Source organism: Clostridium sp. YIM B02555, from assembly GCF_022320955.1.
In the GTDB taxonomy this organism is placed as follows: domain Bacteria; phylum Bacillota; class Clostridia; order Clostridiales; family Clostridiaceae; genus Clostridium; species Clostridium saccharoperbutylacetonicum.
Window position 1 is genome coordinate 160866 of the sequence record NZ_JAKJJY010000003.1, and the last position, 16633, is coordinate 177498.

The following is a 16633-nucleotide window of genomic DNA, read 5'->3' on the forward strand; positions in this document are numbered from 1 at the left end:
TATTACTAACCAAATAATAATAACTCTTGACGAAACTTAGTTGATAAAATATAATTGTGAGTGATAATCAATATCAATTATATTTTTAAGGAGTACAAAGATGATTTTTATTGTAACATTTATTTTAGTAACATTCTTAGCACTTTTTTACACGGGAGCCATTAGAAAAAGCAATTATATTTTCTATTCTATTGCAGCAGTTATCTCGATAACGACAGCTATCTATGAAATTCTGAGAATAACCTCAAATGCTAAACTTGATGGAATTCTTCTTACTCTTGAAAAAGCCTCAATGAGAGGTTTTATATCAATATCATTTTTTATTCTAGTAATGTATGCAGGAGCGTTAAATACAAGATGGTCAATAACCAAAAAATTATTGAGCATAAGAGCAGAACTAGCTATTTTGGGATCAATTATGTTGTTACCTCATGGAATAATATATTTTGCTCGTTTTCTCATACTAAAACTTCCAAAGATTATGAGTGAAGGTTCATTTCCTTTATTGTATTTTAGTTATATAGCAGTTGGAATTATAGGCTTTATAATAATGATACCTTTATTTATAACATCTATAAAAAAGATAAGATATAAAATGAAAGGAATGCGTTGGAAGAAGCTGCAGAGATGGGCATATTTATTTTATATATTGGCCTATGTACATATTTTATTAGTATTGTTAAATGAAAAAGAATTAGATTGGTTAAGATTGAGTACATATACAATAATCTTCGGAAGTTACATGACTTTAAGGTTATTAAAAAGTAAAAACACTGCACAAATAAAAGCTATTAAATTATCTGCAAATAGTGACTTAGCTTAAATATTGAAGTACCATAAATTTTAGAAATGAATTTATGGTATTTTGTTGTTTTAAGCACTGTTAAGGGAGTATATGTTATAATTAAGTAAATAAATAGTATAATAGTAAAAAGTGAATATGTATCTTTGTGCAATAAAAAATCAAGATGAATTCTAATAATCTTGATTTTTTTCTTTGAGCAAGTGTTATTAAAAAATATTCTAAAGCAGTGTATAAGTCATCAAAATTTGGTCTAGAATTTGGATAAGATTGTAAATTTGCATTTAGTGAGGTGAAGGACATATCAAAGAATATAGAATTGATGATGTTGACTTAAAAACTGCAAGGAACTTAAAAAAGGAAATCTGTGAAAAGTATAAGATTATACCTATAAAAGAGAATATAAGTGAAGTTATAGTTTTAGCTTATAGAAAAACAGAAGAAGCACAGGAATATTTAAAATTTATATATAACAAAAATATTATCATTAAAGAAATTGAAGAAAATAATTATGAAAGTTTAAAAGATATTATTTTTGGTGAAGAGGATAAAGATTTAGAAGATGTATTAATATGGAATGCAATAAAAGATAAGGCTAGTGATATACATTTGGAGCCTCAAAAAAATTGCGTTTTTGTACGTTATAGAATTAATGGAACTTTAGTGTTGGTTCATAAAATTGAGCATAAAGAATATGCTGTGCTGGCATCTAAAATAAAGGTAAAAGCCAATATGGATATAACTGAAAAGCGAAAGCCTCAGGATGGAAAGATAGTTGTAACTTATAACAATTTGAAATACGACTTGAGAATATCTTCAATACCAGTAGTATATGGAGAGAAAATAGTTATAAGAATCTTGTATTGTGATAATTTTGCCTATAAACTTGAAGATTTAGGCTTCACTGAAGATAATGTTAAGCTTATTAGAAAAATAATATCAATTAAGAATGGATTAATTTTAGCCTGTGGCCCAACTGGTTCAGGAAAAAGTTCTACTCTCTACACAATATTAAAGGAATTAGACTCAAAATCATTAAATATTACCACTCTAGAAGATCCTGTTGAAATTTTGCTTCCTAATATTAATCAAATGAGTTTAAATAAAAAGCTTAATATAGATTTTTCAAATGGACTTAGAAGCATATTACGACAAGATCCTGATGTGATTATGATAGGTGAAATTAGGGATGAGGAGACGGCTAATATGGCGGTTCGTGCCTCTATAACTGGTCATAAAGTGTTTACTACGATACATTGCAAGTCGGCAAAAGAGGTTTATATTAGGTTAGAAAATATGGGTATTAAACAATATTTATTAAGGGATGCTATTGTCGGAATTATCTCTCAGAGATTAATAAAAATTTTATGTAATAAGTGCAAGGAAATAGATGATAGAAAACTAATAAATGGAGTAACAATCTATAAAAAATGTGGATGTAAGGCTTGTAATCATTCTGGATATTCTGGCAGACAAATTGTAAGTGCAGTGCATTATTTACAAGAAAAGAACAAAAAAAGTATTAATGAATTATATGAAGATACAGATTATTTATCTAATAGCAGCATGAAATTTGATTTAAAACAGTTATTAATTTCAGGAAAGATAGCTTATGATGACTATTTAGAGTTTATAGAAGGTGAACGGTTAGATGAATAGAAGAAGCGAAGCTCAGCTTTCATTAATAGCTAATAGTTTGGCTCAAATATATAAAAATGGAATACCACTAATAACTGCATTGGAATTAGTTGAGGATGTTGTTCAAAACAAGTTGTATAAAAATAGCTTGGGGAGAATTTTAGTTAATGTAAGACAAGGGAATAGTCTATCAGAGAGTTTTGGTCTATATAAAGAATTATATCCTGAATTATTTATAGGTGTAATTTCAATTGGTGAAGATACGGGTAAACTTTATGAAGTTTTAAGAGGACTAGGTACCTTTTATGATAAAACGATATTTGTAAAAAAGGAAATTAGAGATGCTTGTTCATATCCTATGATGATTTTTATTTCAATGATTATATTTGGAATATTTTTATTGAATCAATTAGTTCCAAGTTTTTGTGAAATTTATAATTCTATGCATATAGAGTTGCCTTCAAATTGCAAATTTTTATATGAGCTTAACAATAATTTTAAAAGCCACCCTGTTGTTGGTATGATTACAATAATTTCTTGGATCATGTCTGGAGTCATTTTGTTTTGGTATACAACTAAAAAATTTAATATAGGAATGTTTACTAAAATATATACTGTAAAATTATTTGTTGAATACTTGTTAGTATTACTATTTTCAATTATAACAAGCACTGGAATAAATATTTCAGTAGTATTAGAGTATTGCGAAGATAGTATAAGTTTTATTTATTTTAAACAAAAAATAAAAGAAATAAATGAAAATATTAAAAATGGAAGAACGCTAACAGAATCCCTTGAAAAAACTAAAGCATTTTCACAATATACTTTAGCAATAGTTAAAATTCATGAAGAAGGTGGAACTATTGATGAAGGGTTTAAACAGCTAGCTAATCATTTAGAAAATAGAGTTCAAGAGAAAGTAAAGAAATATATTAAATGCATTAATCCTATTTTTATATTATTAATGAGTGGATTTATAATATCTTTTATGTTAGAAATTGTGCTGCCTTTATTTGATAAGCTGCAAAGTGGAATAAAGTAATGAAAAGAGATGGATTTACATTAATTGAAATGATAGTTAGCATATTTATCTTATTAATTGTATTTGGGATAACAACATCATTGTCTAAATTAAATTTTAATATACAAAGAAATATTAAATATGATGAATATGTCTATGAAATACAAAATTTACTTTCTTATGGAAAGGCAGTTTGCTGTGATAAAAATAAATATGGGAAAATTACAACTGTTGCAAAAAAGAATCAAATTCGTTTTGTAGAAGGAATTGATAATATTGAAAAAGTTATAATTCTTCCTAAAGAAATTAAAATAATAAATGATGATATAAGTATTTTTATAAAACCAAATGGGAAAATAGAGCAAGGTGCAACAATAAAACTTAAGGATGCCTATGGTGAAAAAAGATATATAACCATTGGCGTTGGAATAGATAGAATTGATATAAAAGATAGGAGCTATATATGAAAAAACAGGGCAGTATTTTAATTGAAGTAATGGCTTCAATTATGATTTTATCACTAACAACGACTTTTGTTGTAAGTGCTTGTATACAAAGTAATAATATAGCCAAGAAGAGAATTTTACATGAAGAGGTGGAAAGATCAGTTTGCAATTTAATGAAAGAATTTAAGTTTAATGTTCCTAAGAAAGATATATTATCAATGTTAGATAATGGTGAAGTTGGTTTTAAATATGACAAGGATTTTTCAAATAAACTCATTGAAGTGCCTATAAAAGAACTAGAAAAAGGTTCAGATATAGAAGTTAGTAAACTTCAGGATGATAAATTTGGTTTGAAATTAAAAATTAAAGCTGAGATTAAAAGAAATGATAATGATGTATTGATTGAAAAAGAATTTACTAAGAGTTGGTGGATGGATGAAGTATAAAAAAACTGGATTTACGATTATTGAATCTTTAGTATATACTTTTTTAACGACTATGATTTTAGCTTCTGGAATCAGCTTGTTTATATCAATGTATAAATCTTATGTTGATGCAATGAATTTATCAATTAAGTATAATGACTGCCAAAATTTTTTTAATAATTTAGATAGTATAGTATCCGATGGATATCGAGAAATTTTAGTACTTGATAATAATACAGTTTTGTTTTCAAACAATAATGTTAACGATAATTTAGATAAGGTGATCAAATCAAATGAAGGTAAGATCTATGTAAAATATATGAGAAATAATAGTGTAGAGACAATAAAAACTGTACTTGATGATATAGATAATATGGAAATTAAAAAGAATGGAAAATTAATATATTTTATAATTCATGATAAGGATGGGAAGGAATTTATTAAATGCTTTTAAAAAGAAGAGGCTCAGTTTTAATCAGTTCTGTAATGATACTATCACTAATGGGTATAATTGCAGGCTTTATGTTTAAGATCATGAGGAACAATAATGAACTAAGTTCATTATATAATTCAAGCATAGACAAATATGATATGAGTGAAAGTGAAGAAAAAATTCTATATGGCTTTATGAGGAAACTCAATGAAAACATAAAAAGTGAGGATGATTATAAAAATATGTTCATGCAGAATTTTGAAATAGAAAGTAACGACAAGTCAAGTAATCTTAAATTTATTGTTCAAGATAATAAAATGTATTTAACCGCAAATAAAGATAATGAGTTTGATAGAGAAAGAGAAATAAATTGGAATTTTAAAAATGGAGAAATAGTATTGATTCCAACTTATGAATTTAAAGACATACAGAAATAATATACATGTATTATTGAAAAATTATAATCATAACACTATACCAGAAATACGATACATTTTTCTGGAGCAAGCATGTGAAATTGAGCTGATGACGGTTATTAAGCAGATAAGTGAAAGTCCAAATCTATGATTTGCTTTCTTGAACTTAGTTAACTCATTCATGAGTTAACCTCCTTTAAAAAACTGATTTGGTGTGAATCGCTTACTCAGCGAACGAAAGTGAGTCGAGTTTCCTCTATGGCTTGTTTCATTTCAGCTTGTCCAGATTTTACATCAAAATTTAATAAAGACTGAAGTGGTTTTGTAATTGATTAATAAAGGACAATTGAACATTGATAATTTGAATATATATACTTAAATTGAAAATAGGAGTTTGAAATGAAGAAAGCTATAATTTTTGTTAATAGGAATAATTTTATTTATAATAAAGAAAAATATAGTTTCGATAAATTAAATGAAGTGCAAAGAGTACTTAAAAAGGACATAAAAATAGTTATTTTAGAGGAAGAGCTTTGTTTAAAAAAGTTTGATAATAATGCAAAAAAATTTCAATTAGCAAAGTTTGTTGATTCCTTAATAGAAAAGGAATTTCCTCAAAATGGAGATATATTATATGATTATGAAAAGAAAAATAATGTAATAGTAATATACTATATTAGAGGAGCTAAACGAATTGAAAGGTTAGCAGAAGGTGCTAAGAGGATCGAAGTTAAACCAATTCAATTGATAATTAAAGAAGTTATGAGAAAAGAGTTAAAGGCAAATAATAATAGCGGCAGGGTCTTAATAAAAATTAATGAATACTATTATTATATATCTTTTGAAGCTGGTATATTTGATCATTGTAAAGTTAAAGAAAATAAAGCTAACATAATAAATGAAATATATGATGATATTAATGGAAAAAAAATATTTGTTGATAAAAGTGCAATTGATATTTTACCAGCAAATGATAACTTTAAAATTATTGAAATTGATATAGGGAGTTTAATAAATGAAACAATATATGAAAAACAAAAATTTTATTCCAGAAAAAGTGTATAAAGAAATACAGTTAAGTCAAAGCAAAAGGGAAATTGGAATATTGGTTATGTTTTTAATAATAAATTTACTTATGCTTCCAACTACTGCAAGCAGAATTAGTGCGAATAGAGAAAATGAGGAACAAGTTCTAAAGGTTGATAATAAAAGAAAAAATCCTGTGTATTTTAAAGATATTAATATTTGGTTAAATAATATTTTTGATGACCGTATTGAAGAAATACATGTGACTAATGGCAAAGGAGAAATAGTGGTTAAGAATTTTGATAAAATTAATGAACTAAGTATAAATCCTTTAATTAAAATAGTTGATATAAATAGTGTAAGTGAGGATAAATATAAATTAGGAGTACATCTAAATGAGTAAACTACATAAAGACATAATGATAATAATTATGATTGCCTTAGTATTTGTTCAGATTAGTTGCATAAATTGGAGAGATAAAGGAAAATATATTCAAGAAAATAATTCTCAAAAGGAACCGAAAAGAAATAAAATAACTTTAAAAGAACTTAATGGGGAGTTAAAACAATTAAACTTTAATAATATTATGTCTGCAAATGAAGTTGATGGAAAATGGTACGTTAAACTAAAAATAATAGGTGACAAAAATGAATTGTTAGAACAAATAGAGAAATTAAAAGCATTTGATGTAAATGAATATAGTATTAACAAAAATACCGAGGAAAGTAGTATCATAGTTAAGGTGAGCTCAAAAGATAATATATAGAAAATATTAAAAAAATATAAAATATTATGGTAAAGTATACAGAAATAATTGCAATTATTATTGTCTTTTGATAAAATATGAGTGTTATGTCAACTATTAAGCATTTTAACTTAAAGTTTGAGGGTAAGTAACATCGTAATTAGATTATAAATTTGGAGGGATCTTTAATGATAACAGCAGGAGATATAAGAAAAGGAACAACTTTTGAATTAGAAGGACAAGTTTTTACAGTAGTAGAATTTTTACACGTTAAACCAGGAAAAGGAGCAGCTTTCGTAAGAACTAAGCTTAGAAATGTAATTTCTGGTGGAGTTACAGATACAACTTTTAACCCAACTACAAAATTACAAGAAGCTGTAATTGAAAGAAAAGAAATGCAATATCTTTATTCAGATGGTGAATTATATTACTTTATGGATCAAGAAACATATGAACAAATTCCATTAAATTATGAAAAGGTTGAAGATGCAATAAAGTTCTTAAAAGAAAACATGTTTGCAACAATTAAATTCTTTAAAGGGGATGCTTTCTCAGTTGAAGCTCCAAACTTTGTTGAATTACTAATTACAGAATCAGAGCCAGGGGTTAAAGGGAATACAACAACTAATGCTCTTAAACCAGCAACACTTGAAACAGGTGCAATAGTAAATGTTCCTATGTTCGTTAATGAAGGTGACGTTATAAGAGTAGATACTAGAACTGGCGAATACATGGAAAGAGTTTAAGTCAAACATAAGTTGCTAAGTATATCGCTTAGCAACTTTATTTATATAAGTTCAAATTAACATTGTGAATTTTAATTTGAGAAATTCCTAAAGGATTTCTTCATTAATTAATAATTGAAGATTGATAATTAGAACCGATATAGACTGATTATAAATAAAGAAGGAAGTGAAATGATATGGAAGAGCTTAGAAATGAGATTGATAACTTAAGAAAAAATTTATCTAAGATAGAAAGCAAGGAATATAAGGAATGCTTTGATAATGTGTTTGCTGTTTTAGAAACTATGAACCAAAAAATTGAAGAGTTAACTATAAATCAAGAAGCTATCGAAGAAAATATTAAATTTATGGATGATGATTTAACTAATATCCAAGATGAGTTGTTTGAAGAAGTATCTATAGATGAATTAAATGATATGGAAGATGAGTATACAGAAATCAATTGTATTCATTGTAATAAACCAATTTTTATTGAGCAATCTGCACTAAGCAATAATGATGAAATTCCATGTCCATATTGTCATAAAAATATCAAAAGCAAGTAATGAAATTTCAGTAAAAGGCAATAGAATAACATATTTATTTTAAAGGATCACCCTAAGTGTTTTTTAGGTGGTCCTTTTTGTTTTACATATTTTTATGATAATTAGTAATATTTCAGATGAATGATAAATATTAATTATATATGAGAACGATAGAGGAGGAGGCAGTGAGAACATTGAGGGATGAGGAAATAATAGAAATATTTCCACTTAAAATAAGTGAGATTATTAAGGAGAGAATTAACAAGGAGCAAGTATATGAACTTAGGCTAAAGGTTGGTAAACCAATTTTAGTTTATTCAAAGTTTGGAGAAAATCTTATAAACTATATTATCTCAAAAGAAGATATGAAAAGTATAATGCAAAAGATTTCAAATTATTCTTTATATGCATTTGAGGAAGAAATAAGACAGGGATTCATAACAATAAAAGGTGGGCATAGGATAGGTATTGCAGGCGAATGCGTTATGGAAAAAGGCGAAGTAAAGACTATAAGAAATATATCTTCCTTAAATATAAGAATTTGCAGAGAAGTTATTGGATGTTCAGATAAGATTATGAAATACATTGCTTCAAAAATAAAGATTTATAATACAATAATAATTTCACCTCCTAAATGTGGAAAGACAACAATAATAAGAGATATTGCTAGAAATATATCAAATGGAGTTTTTTCACTAGGAGTTAGTGGTAAAAAAGTGGTTGTAGTGGATGAAAGGAGCGAGATAGCAGCTTGCCATCTTGGAATTCCACAAAGTAATTTAGGATTAAGAACAGATGTCTTAGATAATTGTTTAAAGCGAGAAGGTTTAATAATGGCAATTAGAAGCCTTTCACCAGAAGTATTAATTTGTGATGAGATTGGAACCAAAGGTGATACAGAAGCACTTATGATGGCATTTAATTCTGGGGTTAATATAATCACGACAATTCATGGCTTTACTGTTGAGGATTTATATAAACGAAAAGTTTTTAGTGATTTACTTGAAAATGAGATTTTAGAAAGAGCAATAATCTTAAGTAATAGAAATGGCATTGGAACAGTTGAGAATATATATAGTTTCAAAGGCGGTGAAACTATTTGTTTAAAATAATCATTGCAATAGGAATATTCTTAATTAGTACATATATAGGTTTTATATATGGAGATACATTCAAAAAAAGACAAGATCAGTTAAGAGAGATATTAAAAGCATTAACAATTCTAGAAAATGATATTGTTTATGGGACAACTCCTTTGCCAGAAGCTTTAGAAAATATTTACAGTAAAATAAACAATCCGTTAAGTAATTTAATTAAAGCTATTGCTGATAGATTGATTAAAGGAGATGTAGAAAGTGTATATCAAGGAGCCTTAGAAGAATTTAAAGGCTTAGAAAATGAATTTTACTTAAATGAAGCTGACAAAGAAATAATGGCAGATTTCTTGAAATCTTTGGGGGCTTCAGGGGTTTTGGGGCAGAAAAAGATATTTGCTTTAGCAGTAGAAGGCATAAGAATGAATTTAAGAGAGGCAGAAGATATTGCTAAAAAAAATATTAAGTTATATAGATATCTTGGAGTTTGCCTAGGAGCAATGATAGTTATATTTATTATATAGATTGGAGGAAGACTAATGCACGATATAAGTATTCTTTTTAAAATAGGGGGGGCTGGTATACTGTTAGTGGTTTTAGATAAGGTATTAACGAGCAGTGGAAAGGGGGAAATAGCAGCTATCACGAATATTGCAGGTGTTGTAATAATTCTTCTGATGATAATTTCAATTATAGGGGATTTATTTAGTACAGTTAAGACAATGTTTATTATGTAGGTGTAAGTATTATGTTAATAATAAAAGTTGCGTCTATAGCGCTTATAACATTATTTATCACGCTGTTATTTAAACAATCTAAAAATGAAATAAATACATTCCTTGTTTTAACGGCAGGAGCACTTATACTTCTAATAATGATTGAACCACTTAAAGAAATAATTGATTTTTTAAAACAAGTTGCTGATAAAGCCAATATTGATATGTTGTATATAGGAATTGTGCTGAAAATTTTAGCAATAGCATATATTGCCTCCTTCACTAGTGCCTTATGTAAAGATGCTAATGCAGATAGTCTTGCAACCCAGATAGATATTTCAGGTAAAATAATGATTTTAGTATTAGCAATTCCTATATTGATGGCTGTACTGAATTCCATATTGCAGATATTGTAGGTGTGTATTATGAAGATGACAAAAAGGATTACTTTGCTGGTAATAATGAGTATTGCAATTACTATAGTTGCAAGCTTCATTTCTAACTATACATTTGAAAAAAATAATTTGGCTTATGCGGCTGAATATAATGTAAACTCCGATGACAAGAGTAAAGATACCAAAGCTATAGACAAAGAAGCTAATATTAATGAATTAAATGGTGATGCAAAAGAAAAATTAAATAATTTGTATGATTATATAAGTAAAATGAAGACAGATGTTGAACTTATGAATAATCTAGAACCTGCTGAATATATTAAAGCTTATATTAAAGACGGTAAGGGAAATATTTCTTTAGATACTATGTTTAATGCAGTAACTAGTTTAGTTTTTAAGGAAGTTAAAGAAGTATTAAAACTTATGGTATCAATAGTGACAATAGCAATAATATGTTCATTGCTGAAAAATCTTCAAGAAGCATTTTCAGATGAAAGCATTTCACAAATTGCTTTTTACGCATGTTATGTACTTATGATAATAGTTTTATCAAGAAGCTTTATTATATCAATTTCAATTGCAAAGGCTGTAATAAATGACATATCAAATTTTATGAGTGCACTTTTACCAGTACTAATAACTATGATTTCTCTGTCAGGTGGAATTACTGCTGCTACTACTTTGGATCCAATAGTTCTTGGAGCAGTTGTTTTTATACCAAAGGTGTATTCAAATATTATAATTCCAATGATACTGATGGTATTTGTATTAGAATTTGCAAATAATATTTCAAATGAACATAAAATAACGAATCTATGTAAACTATTTAAGCAAATTACTATTTGGTTTCAAGGAATTATTGTGACTATTTTTATTGGAATATTGACAATTAGGGGGATTACATCTAGTACTATTGATGCTGTAACTCTTAAAACAGCAAAATTTGCAGTAGATAATTTTATTCCTATAGTAGGAAAGGCATTTTCAGATGCAATTACTTCTGTTGCTGGATATTCTTTAATAATAAAAAATGCTATAAGCTCAATTGGGTTAATTGTAATAATTCTAATTTTACTATATCCAATAGTAAAGCTTATGCTGATTACACTAATTTATAAATTGTCAGCAGCATTAGTCGAGCCCATAAGTGACTCAAGGCTAACAAAATCCATAGAAGCTGCTGGAAACTCTATGGTATTAATAATATCTTGTATTTTAACTGTAACATTAATGTTTTTTATTTTAATTGGTATCATAGCATCTTCAGGAAGGTTTATTGTTGGAGGATAAATTATGTTTATAGACGTTTTAAAGAATATTGTTATAACAATTGTAACTGTTCTAATATTTATTAGTGCTGTAGAGATAATGGTACCAAACAATAAAATGAAGAAATATGTAAATTTTGTATTGGGATTAATCCTTATAGCTGTAATTTTAAGCCCTATAGTTAAGTTTTTATCTAATGGGGACAAGGAAATAGTGAATAGCATTAAAAGCTATGAGGAGATTTTTTCTGATAACCAAAATAAATTTAAATCAGATAATGTGAGTACATTGAAGAACAATGGAAAGGAAGATACAAAGAAAGAACTGTTTATAAGGAATTTTAATAAAAATTGTGAGGATTTGCTTAAAAATAAATTTAAGGAGATGACTTTTAAAAGTGAACTGGAGTGTGATGTTGACTTTAATAATATAACTATTAATATTAAAAAACTAAAAATAGGGATAGCTGATAGCAAAGTAAATAAGATAAAAAAAGTTAGGATTAACAAGGAAAAGACTGATAATAAGGAAGAAAATGAAGAATATTCTGAAGTGGTTAACTATATTTCAAATCAATTAGATATACCTAAAGAGAAAATTGAAATATATAAATTAGAGGAATAGGAGGGGAATCAAATGGATAAAAATCGATTTAAGAATGAACTTAATAAATTATTAGGACAAAAAAAAATAAAAAGTCTAATAGTAGTTTGTATAATTTTATTGTTTGTCTATCTTGCCATGGATGTATTTTTAGATACTAATAAAAATTTTAGCCCAAATAAATTATCAACAATGACAAATAAAAAAGATGATGTAAACACTTCAAATATTGTAAATGAAGAAGACGAAAAAAATTATGAAGAAAATCAAAAGAACAATTTGAAAAATATGTTAAAGAAGATGAATGGAGTTGGTGATGTTGAGGTAATGATGACTTTTGAAAATGGGGAAGAAAAGATTCCTGCATATGATAAAAATGGTCAAAAATCTGTTACTGAGGAAACCGATACTGAGGGTGGAAAACGTGTAAATAATCAAAATAATGATTCGTCAAAGGTAGTAATGACAACAAAGGATGGAAATAATGAGCCGTTTATATTAACAACCTATAAACCAAAACTTATAGGCGTTATGATCTTAGCGGAAGGTGCTGAAAATAGCAAAATTAAATATGAAATACAACAAGCTGTATCTAAATTATATAACTTAAGTTTAGATAAGGTTAATGTATATAGTATGAAGAAGTAGCATATAATTTTAAAGAAAAAGAATGGGAGGAAGATTATTATGACAAAGAAACAATGTGGGATTATTTTTACATTATTAGCATTAATATTATGTGTAGGTATGTTAGCAGCTAAGCTTAATAAGGGAGGATTAAATGATCCAACAGATTTAAGCCAAGTACTATCTACTGATAAGGCTAATAGTGATCAAGATGCGCAAGCTTTAAATCAACAAAATAATTTTTATGAAGCTAAAAGTGATAGAGAGCAAAAAGACTCATCAACAATTCAAACTTTAAATCAAATAATTTCTGATTCTAATACCTCAAAAGAACAAAAAGCAGAAGCTACAAAAGAATTAAATCAAAAAACAATGGCAAGGGACTACGAAGGTAGAATTGAGCTTGGTATTAAGAATAAAGGATATGAGGATGCTTTATGTATGTTACAAGGAGAAAAGGCAACAGTAATCGTTAAATCTCAAAATGCTCTACAAGAAAATGAAACTGTAGCAATTCAAGAAATAGTTCAAAACACATCAAAAATAAAAGATGTAATAATACAAGTTCAAAAATAGTAGAAAAACCATAATATAATTGTAATGTTAAATTATATTTGATATAATAGACAAAAGATTATCATGTTTTGTTATTGCAAAACCTAGGAGGTTAAGTAACATGGAAGATTTAATTCATGAAGAAAATACTGGAGTTGTTAAAATTTCAGATGAAGTAGTAAGCGTTATTGCTGGAATAGCTGCTCAAGAAATTGATGGAATATTAGATAGTCAAGTAGGTGTAACAAACAATTTGACTAGTATATTTAAAGGCAAGAAAAATACTGCAAAAGCTAGTAAAGTAACTTTGGAAGAAGATAAGGCAATTATAGATATGAATATATCAGTTGAATACGGCAGAAAAATAATGGATGTTGCAGCACAAGTTCAAGAGAATGTTAAGAAAACTGTTGAAGCTATGACTGGATTAAGTGTAGAAGCTGTTAATGTTTCTGTTCAAAATATTTATTTGCCAAAAAAGGAAGAAAATGAATCTAATTAGTTTGATTTTCACCCTCTGAAATTCTCAGAGGGTGTTTCTATGCGAACAATAGATAGTTTAAAACAAGTTAAAATTGTGTATAATTAAAAATATACTTTAGATTATTGATACATATTTAGGAGGAATTATAAAATATATGAATAGAAAATTATCAAGAGAAAAAGCAATGGAGTTATTATTTGGAATCACATTAAGCAAGGATTCAATTGAAGAAGCAATGGAAGGTTTCACAGAAAATTATGAAGGAAATATAAAAGATATTGATTTAGACTACATAAAACAAGCTTTAAATGGAGTTGAAACTAATAAAGAAGAAATTGATAAAGTTATAGAAGCTAACTTACATAATTGGAAACTAGAAAGAATATCTAAAGTAAATTTAAGTATATTAAGACTTGCAACTTTTGAATTATTACATGATGAAACAGTTCCAAGAAACGTTGCTATAAATGAAGCATTAGAAATAACTAGAAGATATTCAGACGAAAAAAGTGTATCCTTCATTAATGGAGTGCTTGATAAAATTAAATAATAGTGATTTTTCATATCTTAGCAATAGCTTGAAATAACCAGTAACATAAACTAGAAAGTAGGTAGATTATCAATGGGGCAAATTATTAATGGCAAAGAAGTTGCATTAAAAATAAAAGACGAAATAAAGGAATTTGTTGCAGCACGAAAAGAAAAAAATCTTGCTGCACCCAAAATTGCATCAATATTGGTTGGAAACGATGGGGGATCAATTTATTATATGTCTAGTCAGGAGAAAGTAGCTACATCTCTTGGAGTGGAATTTTTAAAAGTAACTTTAAGTGAGTCTTGTAATGCAGAAGAGGTTATAAATGAAATACATAAATTAAATGAAGATAATAGTGTTCAAGGTATAATACTTCAATTACCACTTCCAGATAAATTTGACGAAAAGAAGATTATTAAAGAAATATCACCTAGCAAAGATATAGACTGTCTTACATTTGAAAGCCAAGGAAAATTATATATGGGTGAGCCAAGATTTTTGCCATGTACACCTAACTCTGTAGTAACATTGATTAAGAGCCTGAATATAGATATTACTGGAAAGAATGTTGTAGTTCTTGGAAGAAGTAATATTGTAGGTAAACCAGTAGCACAACTTTTGCTAAATGAAAATGCAACTGTTACTATTTGTCATTCAAAAACTAAAAATTTAAAAGAAGTTTGCAAAAGTGCAGATATCTTGGTTGTAGCAATTGGTAAGCCAAAATTTATTGATGAAAGCTATGTTAATGAAAATGCAGTAGTAATTGATGTTGGAACTTCTTCTTTTGAAGGAAAAATAACTGGAGATGTGGAGTTTGATAAAGTAATAGATAAGTGTAGCCTTTTGACACCAGTTCCAGGTGGAGTTGGTGCATTAACTACAACTCTATTGATTAAAAATGCATGTGAGGCGTTAAAAGAAAATGAATATTAAGACGTTAACAGTTTCAGAGGTTACTAATTATATTAAAAGAATGTTAGACAATGATTTCATTTTAAGTAATCTCTCTGTAAAAGGAGAGATTTCTAATTTAAAATATCATAGCAGTGGACATATATATTTTTCTCTTAAAGATAATAATGGAAAAATTAATTGTGTTATGTTTAAAAGTAGTGCAATGCTACTTAAGTTTGCATTAGAAGAAGGCATGGAAGTTATAATTAAAGGAAGGGCTTCAATTTATCCAGCTACTGGTAGTTTTCAGCTATACTGCGAGGAAATACGCAAAGAAGGTATAGGAGACCTTTTTGTTAAGTTTGAAAAGCTTAAAGAAAAATTATCTAAAGAAGGCTACTTTGATGAAGCTCATAAGAAAATTATTCCTAAATATCCTGAAAGGGTTGGAATAGTGACTTCGTCAACAGGAGCAGCTATCAGGGATATTATTAATGTTGCAACGCGAAGAAGTAATTTAGTTGATTTGGTTTTATATCCAGCAAAGGTTCAAGGCATAGATGCCTATAAGGAAATAATTGAAGGTATAAAATATTTCAATAAAAAGAACTCTGTTGATATAATAATAGTTGGCAGAGGTGGTGGATCAATCGAAGAATTATGGAATTTTAATGAAGAAGAGTTAGCTAAAGCAATTTATAATTCAAAAATACCTATAATTTCAGCAGTTGGTCATGAAATAGATTTTACAATTTGTGATTTTGTAGCAGATGTAAGAGCAGCAACACCATCTCAAGGAGCTGAAATTGCAGTTCCTTTAAGTAGTGATATAAGAGATAAAATAAGTGATATATCTAATAGAATAGATAAAAAGATAGATAGCAAATTGCAAAGCTGTAAAATTGAATTAAGTGGCGCAGAAAGGCTTTTGAAGCTGAATTCTCCTATAACTAAGATATCTAATTCATATTTGGAATTAGATAAATTGCAAGAACGACTAAGATTTGTAATTAAGGCAAAACTTAAGAAGGAGAAGAGTGCAATAGAAAATTTAAATAACTTGCTATTTGCTCATAATCCTATTAATGTTATATCTAAAGGGTATGCTATAATAGAAGATAATGATAACAATTTAATAACATCAAAAGAGATGTTAAAGGAAGGTAAAGAAATAAAGATTATTCTTAAAGATGGCGAAACAAAAGGGAATTTTACAACATTAGAATAGGAGTTTA

General features: G+C 27.4%; 24 protein-coding genes. All 24 read left to right on the forward strand.

Translation table 11 applies throughout. The features are described from left to right. The first annotated feature begins 100 nt into the window (after window positions 1–100). The 24 genes from L3B98_RS06310 (at window position 101) to xseA (ending at window position 16626) form a co-directional block, all read left to right on the forward strand. Entirely contained in the window at window positions 101–823 is a 723-nt protein-coding gene (locus tag L3B98_RS06310) for a ferric reductase-like transmembrane domain-containing protein (protein ID WP_077362813.1), read from the forward strand. 282 nt (window positions 824–1105) lie between these two features. Beyond that, window positions 1106–2461, forward strand: coding sequence for a GspE/PulE family protein (locus L3B98_RS06315; RefSeq protein ID WP_238916166.1), 1356 nt, complete (start codon window positions 1106–1108; stop codon window positions 2459–2461). Next, on the forward strand, window positions 2454–3482 hold the full coding sequence (locus L3B98_RS06320) for a type II secretion system F family protein (protein WP_238915992.1): 1029 nt from the start codon (window positions 2454–2456) through the stop codon (window positions 3480–3482). Before L3B98_RS06315 ends, L3B98_RS06320 begins: the two co-directional genes overlap by 8 nt. Beyond that, entirely contained in the window at window positions 3482–3928 is a 447-nt protein-coding gene (locus L3B98_RS06325; RefSeq protein WP_077362822.1) for a prepilin-type N-terminal cleavage/methylation domain-containing protein, read from the forward strand. The genes L3B98_RS06320 and L3B98_RS06325 overlap by 1 nt, the downstream gene beginning before the upstream one ends. Next, window positions 3925–4353: a hypothetical protein gene (locus L3B98_RS06330; protein ID WP_015392810.1), complete on the forward strand. Its 429-nt coding sequence runs from the start codon at window positions 3925–3927 to the stop codon at window positions 4351–4353. The genes L3B98_RS06325 and L3B98_RS06330 overlap by 4 nt, the downstream gene beginning before the upstream one ends. Next, complete coding sequence (locus tag L3B98_RS06335) at window positions 4343–4786, forward strand: hypothetical protein (protein WP_238915993.1); 444 nt, start codon at window positions 4343–4345, stop codon at window positions 4784–4786. Before L3B98_RS06330 ends, L3B98_RS06335 begins: the two co-directional genes overlap by 11 nt. Then, window positions 4777–5202: a hypothetical protein gene (locus L3B98_RS06340; RefSeq protein ID WP_077362826.1), complete on the forward strand. Its 426-nt coding sequence runs from the start codon at window positions 4777–4779 to the stop codon at window positions 5200–5202. Before L3B98_RS06335 ends, L3B98_RS06340 begins: the two co-directional genes overlap by 10 nt. 378 nt (window positions 5203–5580) lie before the next feature. After that, on the forward strand, window positions 5581–6246 hold the full coding sequence (locus tag L3B98_RS06345) for a hypothetical protein (protein ID WP_238915994.1): 666 nt from the start codon (window positions 5581–5583) through the stop codon (window positions 6244–6246). Continuing rightward, window positions 6197–6610 carry a hypothetical protein gene (locus L3B98_RS06350; protein ID WP_238915995.1) on the forward strand — a complete coding sequence of 138 codons (414 nt, stop codon included), beginning with the start codon at window positions 6197–6199 and terminating at the stop codon, window positions 6608–6610. The genes L3B98_RS06345 and L3B98_RS06350 overlap by 50 nt, the downstream gene beginning before the upstream one ends. Continuing rightward, the gene (locus L3B98_RS06355) at window positions 6603–6974 is read left to right on the forward strand and encodes a hypothetical protein (RefSeq protein ID WP_015392815.1); all 372 of its coding nucleotides are present in this window, start codon (window positions 6603–6605) and stop codon (window positions 6972–6974) included. The genes L3B98_RS06350 and L3B98_RS06355 overlap by 8 nt, the downstream gene beginning before the upstream one ends. 167 nt (window positions 6975–7141) lie before the next feature. Beyond that, window positions 7142–7699: an elongation factor P gene (gene efp / locus L3B98_RS06360; RefSeq protein WP_015392816.1), complete on the forward strand. Its 558-nt coding sequence runs from the start codon at window positions 7142–7144 to the stop codon at window positions 7697–7699. 176 nt (window positions 7700–7875) lie between these two features. Next, window positions 7876–8244 carry a CD1247 N-terminal domain-containing protein gene (locus L3B98_RS06365; protein ID WP_015392817.1) on the forward strand — a complete coding sequence of 123 codons (369 nt, stop codon included), beginning with the start codon at window positions 7876–7878 and terminating at the stop codon, window positions 8242–8244. Window positions 8245–8384: 140 nt separating this feature from the next. After that, window positions 8385–9335 (forward strand): stage III sporulation protein AA, encoded by a 951-nt coding sequence (spoIIIAA, locus tag L3B98_RS06370; protein ID WP_042314685.1) that lies wholly within the window; start codon window positions 8385–8387, stop codon window positions 9333–9335. Beyond that, window positions 9323–9841, forward strand: coding sequence for a stage III sporulation protein SpoIIIAB (spoIIIAB, locus tag L3B98_RS06375; protein WP_238915996.1), 519 nt, complete (start codon window positions 9323–9325; stop codon window positions 9839–9841). Before spoIIIAA ends, spoIIIAB begins: the two co-directional genes overlap by 13 nt. A gap of 15 nt (window positions 9842–9856) precedes the next feature. After that, complete coding sequence (spoIIIAC, locus tag L3B98_RS06380) at window positions 9857–10054, forward strand: stage III sporulation protein AC (protein WP_015392820.1); 198 nt, start codon at window positions 9857–9859, stop codon at window positions 10052–10054. 11 nt (window positions 10055–10065) lie between these two features. Then, entirely contained in the window at window positions 10066–10449 is a 384-nt protein-coding gene (spoIIIAD, locus tag L3B98_RS06385) for a stage III sporulation protein AD (protein WP_015392821.1), read from the forward strand. A gap of 9 nt (window positions 10450–10458) precedes the next feature. Continuing rightward, window positions 10459–11718: a stage III sporulation protein AE gene (spoIIIAE, locus tag L3B98_RS06390; RefSeq protein ID WP_238915997.1), complete on the forward strand. Its 1260-nt coding sequence runs from the start codon at window positions 10459–10461 to the stop codon at window positions 11716–11718. A 3-nt stretch (window positions 11719–11721) separates the two neighbouring features. Further along, window positions 11722–12321, forward strand: coding sequence for a stage III sporulation protein AF (gene spoIIIAF, locus L3B98_RS06395; protein ID WP_238915998.1), 600 nt, complete (start codon window positions 11722–11724; stop codon window positions 12319–12321). A 12-nt stretch (window positions 12322–12333) separates the two neighbouring features. Further along, complete coding sequence (gene spoIIIAG, locus L3B98_RS06400; RefSeq protein WP_238915999.1) at window positions 12334–12948, forward strand: stage III sporulation protein AG; 615 nt, start codon at window positions 12334–12336, stop codon at window positions 12946–12948. Window positions 12949–12987: 39 nt separating this feature from the next. Beyond that, a complete protein-coding gene (locus tag L3B98_RS06405; protein WP_238916000.1) occupies window positions 12988–13503 on the forward strand; it encodes a SpoIIIAH-like family protein in 516 nt (171 codons plus the stop codon). A gap of 100 nt (window positions 13504–13603) precedes the next feature. Continuing rightward, complete coding sequence (locus tag L3B98_RS06410) at window positions 13604–13984, forward strand: Asp23/Gls24 family envelope stress response protein (RefSeq protein ID WP_015392826.1); 381 nt, start codon at window positions 13604–13606, stop codon at window positions 13982–13984. 136 nt (window positions 13985–14120) lie between these two features. Continuing rightward, window positions 14121–14516 carry a transcription antitermination factor NusB gene (gene nusB, locus L3B98_RS06415; protein WP_238916001.1) on the forward strand — a complete coding sequence of 132 codons (396 nt, stop codon included), beginning with the start codon at window positions 14121–14123 and terminating at the stop codon, window positions 14514–14516. A 72-nt stretch (window positions 14517–14588) separates the two neighbouring features. After that, window positions 14589–15437 (forward strand): bifunctional methylenetetrahydrofolate dehydrogenase/methenyltetrahydrofolate cyclohydrolase, encoded by an 849-nt coding sequence (locus tag L3B98_RS06420; protein WP_238916002.1) that lies wholly within the window; start codon window positions 14589–14591, stop codon window positions 15435–15437. Further along, entirely contained in the window at window positions 15427–16626 is a 1200-nt protein-coding gene (xseA, locus tag L3B98_RS06425; RefSeq protein ID WP_238916003.1) for an exodeoxyribonuclease VII large subunit, read from the forward strand. The genes L3B98_RS06420 and xseA overlap by 11 nt, the downstream gene beginning before the upstream one ends. Window positions 16627–16633 lie beyond the last annotated feature (7 nt).

Excerpts from the sequence above, each read along its gene's own strand:
- L3B98_RS06345 (WP_238915994.1), top strand. The coding sequence starts at position 5,581 with ATGAAGAAAGCTATAATTTTTGTTAATAGGAATAATTTTATTTATAAT.
- nusB (WP_238916001.1), top strand. The coding sequence starts at position 14,121 with ATGAATAGAAAATTATCAAGAGAAAAAGCAATGGAGTTATTATTTGGA.
- spoIIIAE (WP_238915997.1), top strand. The coding sequence starts at position 10,459 with ATGAAGATGACAAAAAGGATTACTTTGCTGGTAATAATGAGTATTGCA.
- L3B98_RS06325 (WP_077362822.1), top strand. The coding sequence starts at position 3,482 with ATGAAAAGAGATGGATTTACATTAATTGAAATGATAGTTAGCATATTT.
- L3B98_RS06365 (WP_015392817.1), top strand. The coding sequence starts at position 7,876 with ATGGAAGAGCTTAGAAATGAGATTGATAACTTAAGAAAAAATTTATCT.
- spoIIIAF (WP_238915998.1), top strand. The coding sequence starts at position 11,722 with ATGTTTATAGACGTTTTAAAGAATATTGTTATAACAATTGTAACTGTT.
- spoIIIAG (WP_238915999.1), top strand. The coding sequence starts at position 12,334 with ATGGATAAAAATCGATTTAAGAATGAACTTAATAAATTATTAGGACAA.
- L3B98_RS06335 (WP_238915993.1), top strand. The coding sequence starts at position 4,343 with ATGAAGTATAAAAAAACTGGATTTACGATTATTGAATCTTTAGTATAT.
- L3B98_RS06310 (WP_077362813.1), top strand. The coding sequence starts at position 101 with ATGATTTTTATTGTAACATTTATTTTAGTAACATTCTTAGCACTTTTT.
- spoIIIAA (WP_042314685.1), top strand. The coding sequence starts at position 8,385 with ATGAGAACGATAGAGGAGGAGGCAGTGAGAACATTGAGGGATGAGGAA.
- L3B98_RS06330 (WP_015392810.1), top strand. The coding sequence starts at position 3,925 with ATGAAAAAACAGGGCAGTATTTTAATTGAAGTAATGGCTTCAATTATG.
- spoIIIAC (WP_015392820.1), top strand. The coding sequence starts at position 9,857 with ATGCACGATATAAGTATTCTTTTTAAAATAGGGGGGGCTGGTATACTG.
- L3B98_RS06420 (WP_238916002.1), top strand. The coding sequence starts at position 14,589 with ATGGGGCAAATTATTAATGGCAAAGAAGTTGCATTAAAAATAAAAGAC.
- L3B98_RS06355 (WP_015392815.1), top strand. The coding sequence starts at position 6,603 with ATGAGTAAACTACATAAAGACATAATGATAATAATTATGATTGCCTTA.
- xseA (WP_238916003.1), top strand. The coding sequence starts at position 15,427 with ATGAATATTAAGACGTTAACAGTTTCAGAGGTTACTAATTATATTAAA.
- spoIIIAD (WP_015392821.1), top strand. The coding sequence starts at position 10,066 with ATGTTAATAATAAAAGTTGCGTCTATAGCGCTTATAACATTATTTATC.
- L3B98_RS06410 (WP_015392826.1), top strand. The coding sequence starts at position 13,604 with ATGGAAGATTTAATTCATGAAGAAAATACTGGAGTTGTTAAAATTTCA.
- L3B98_RS06340 (WP_077362826.1), top strand. The coding sequence starts at position 4,777 with ATGCTTTTAAAAAGAAGAGGCTCAGTTTTAATCAGTTCTGTAATGATA.
- L3B98_RS06350 (WP_238915995.1), top strand. The coding sequence starts at position 6,197 with ATGAAACAATATATGAAAAACAAAAATTTTATTCCAGAAAAAGTGTAT.
- L3B98_RS06405 (WP_238916000.1), top strand. The coding sequence starts at position 12,988 with ATGACAAAGAAACAATGTGGGATTATTTTTACATTATTAGCATTAATA.
- L3B98_RS06320 (WP_238915992.1), top strand. The coding sequence starts at position 2,454 with ATGAATAGAAGAAGCGAAGCTCAGCTTTCATTAATAGCTAATAGTTTG.
- efp (WP_015392816.1), top strand. The coding sequence starts at position 7,142 with ATGATAACAGCAGGAGATATAAGAAAAGGAACAACTTTTGAATTAGAA.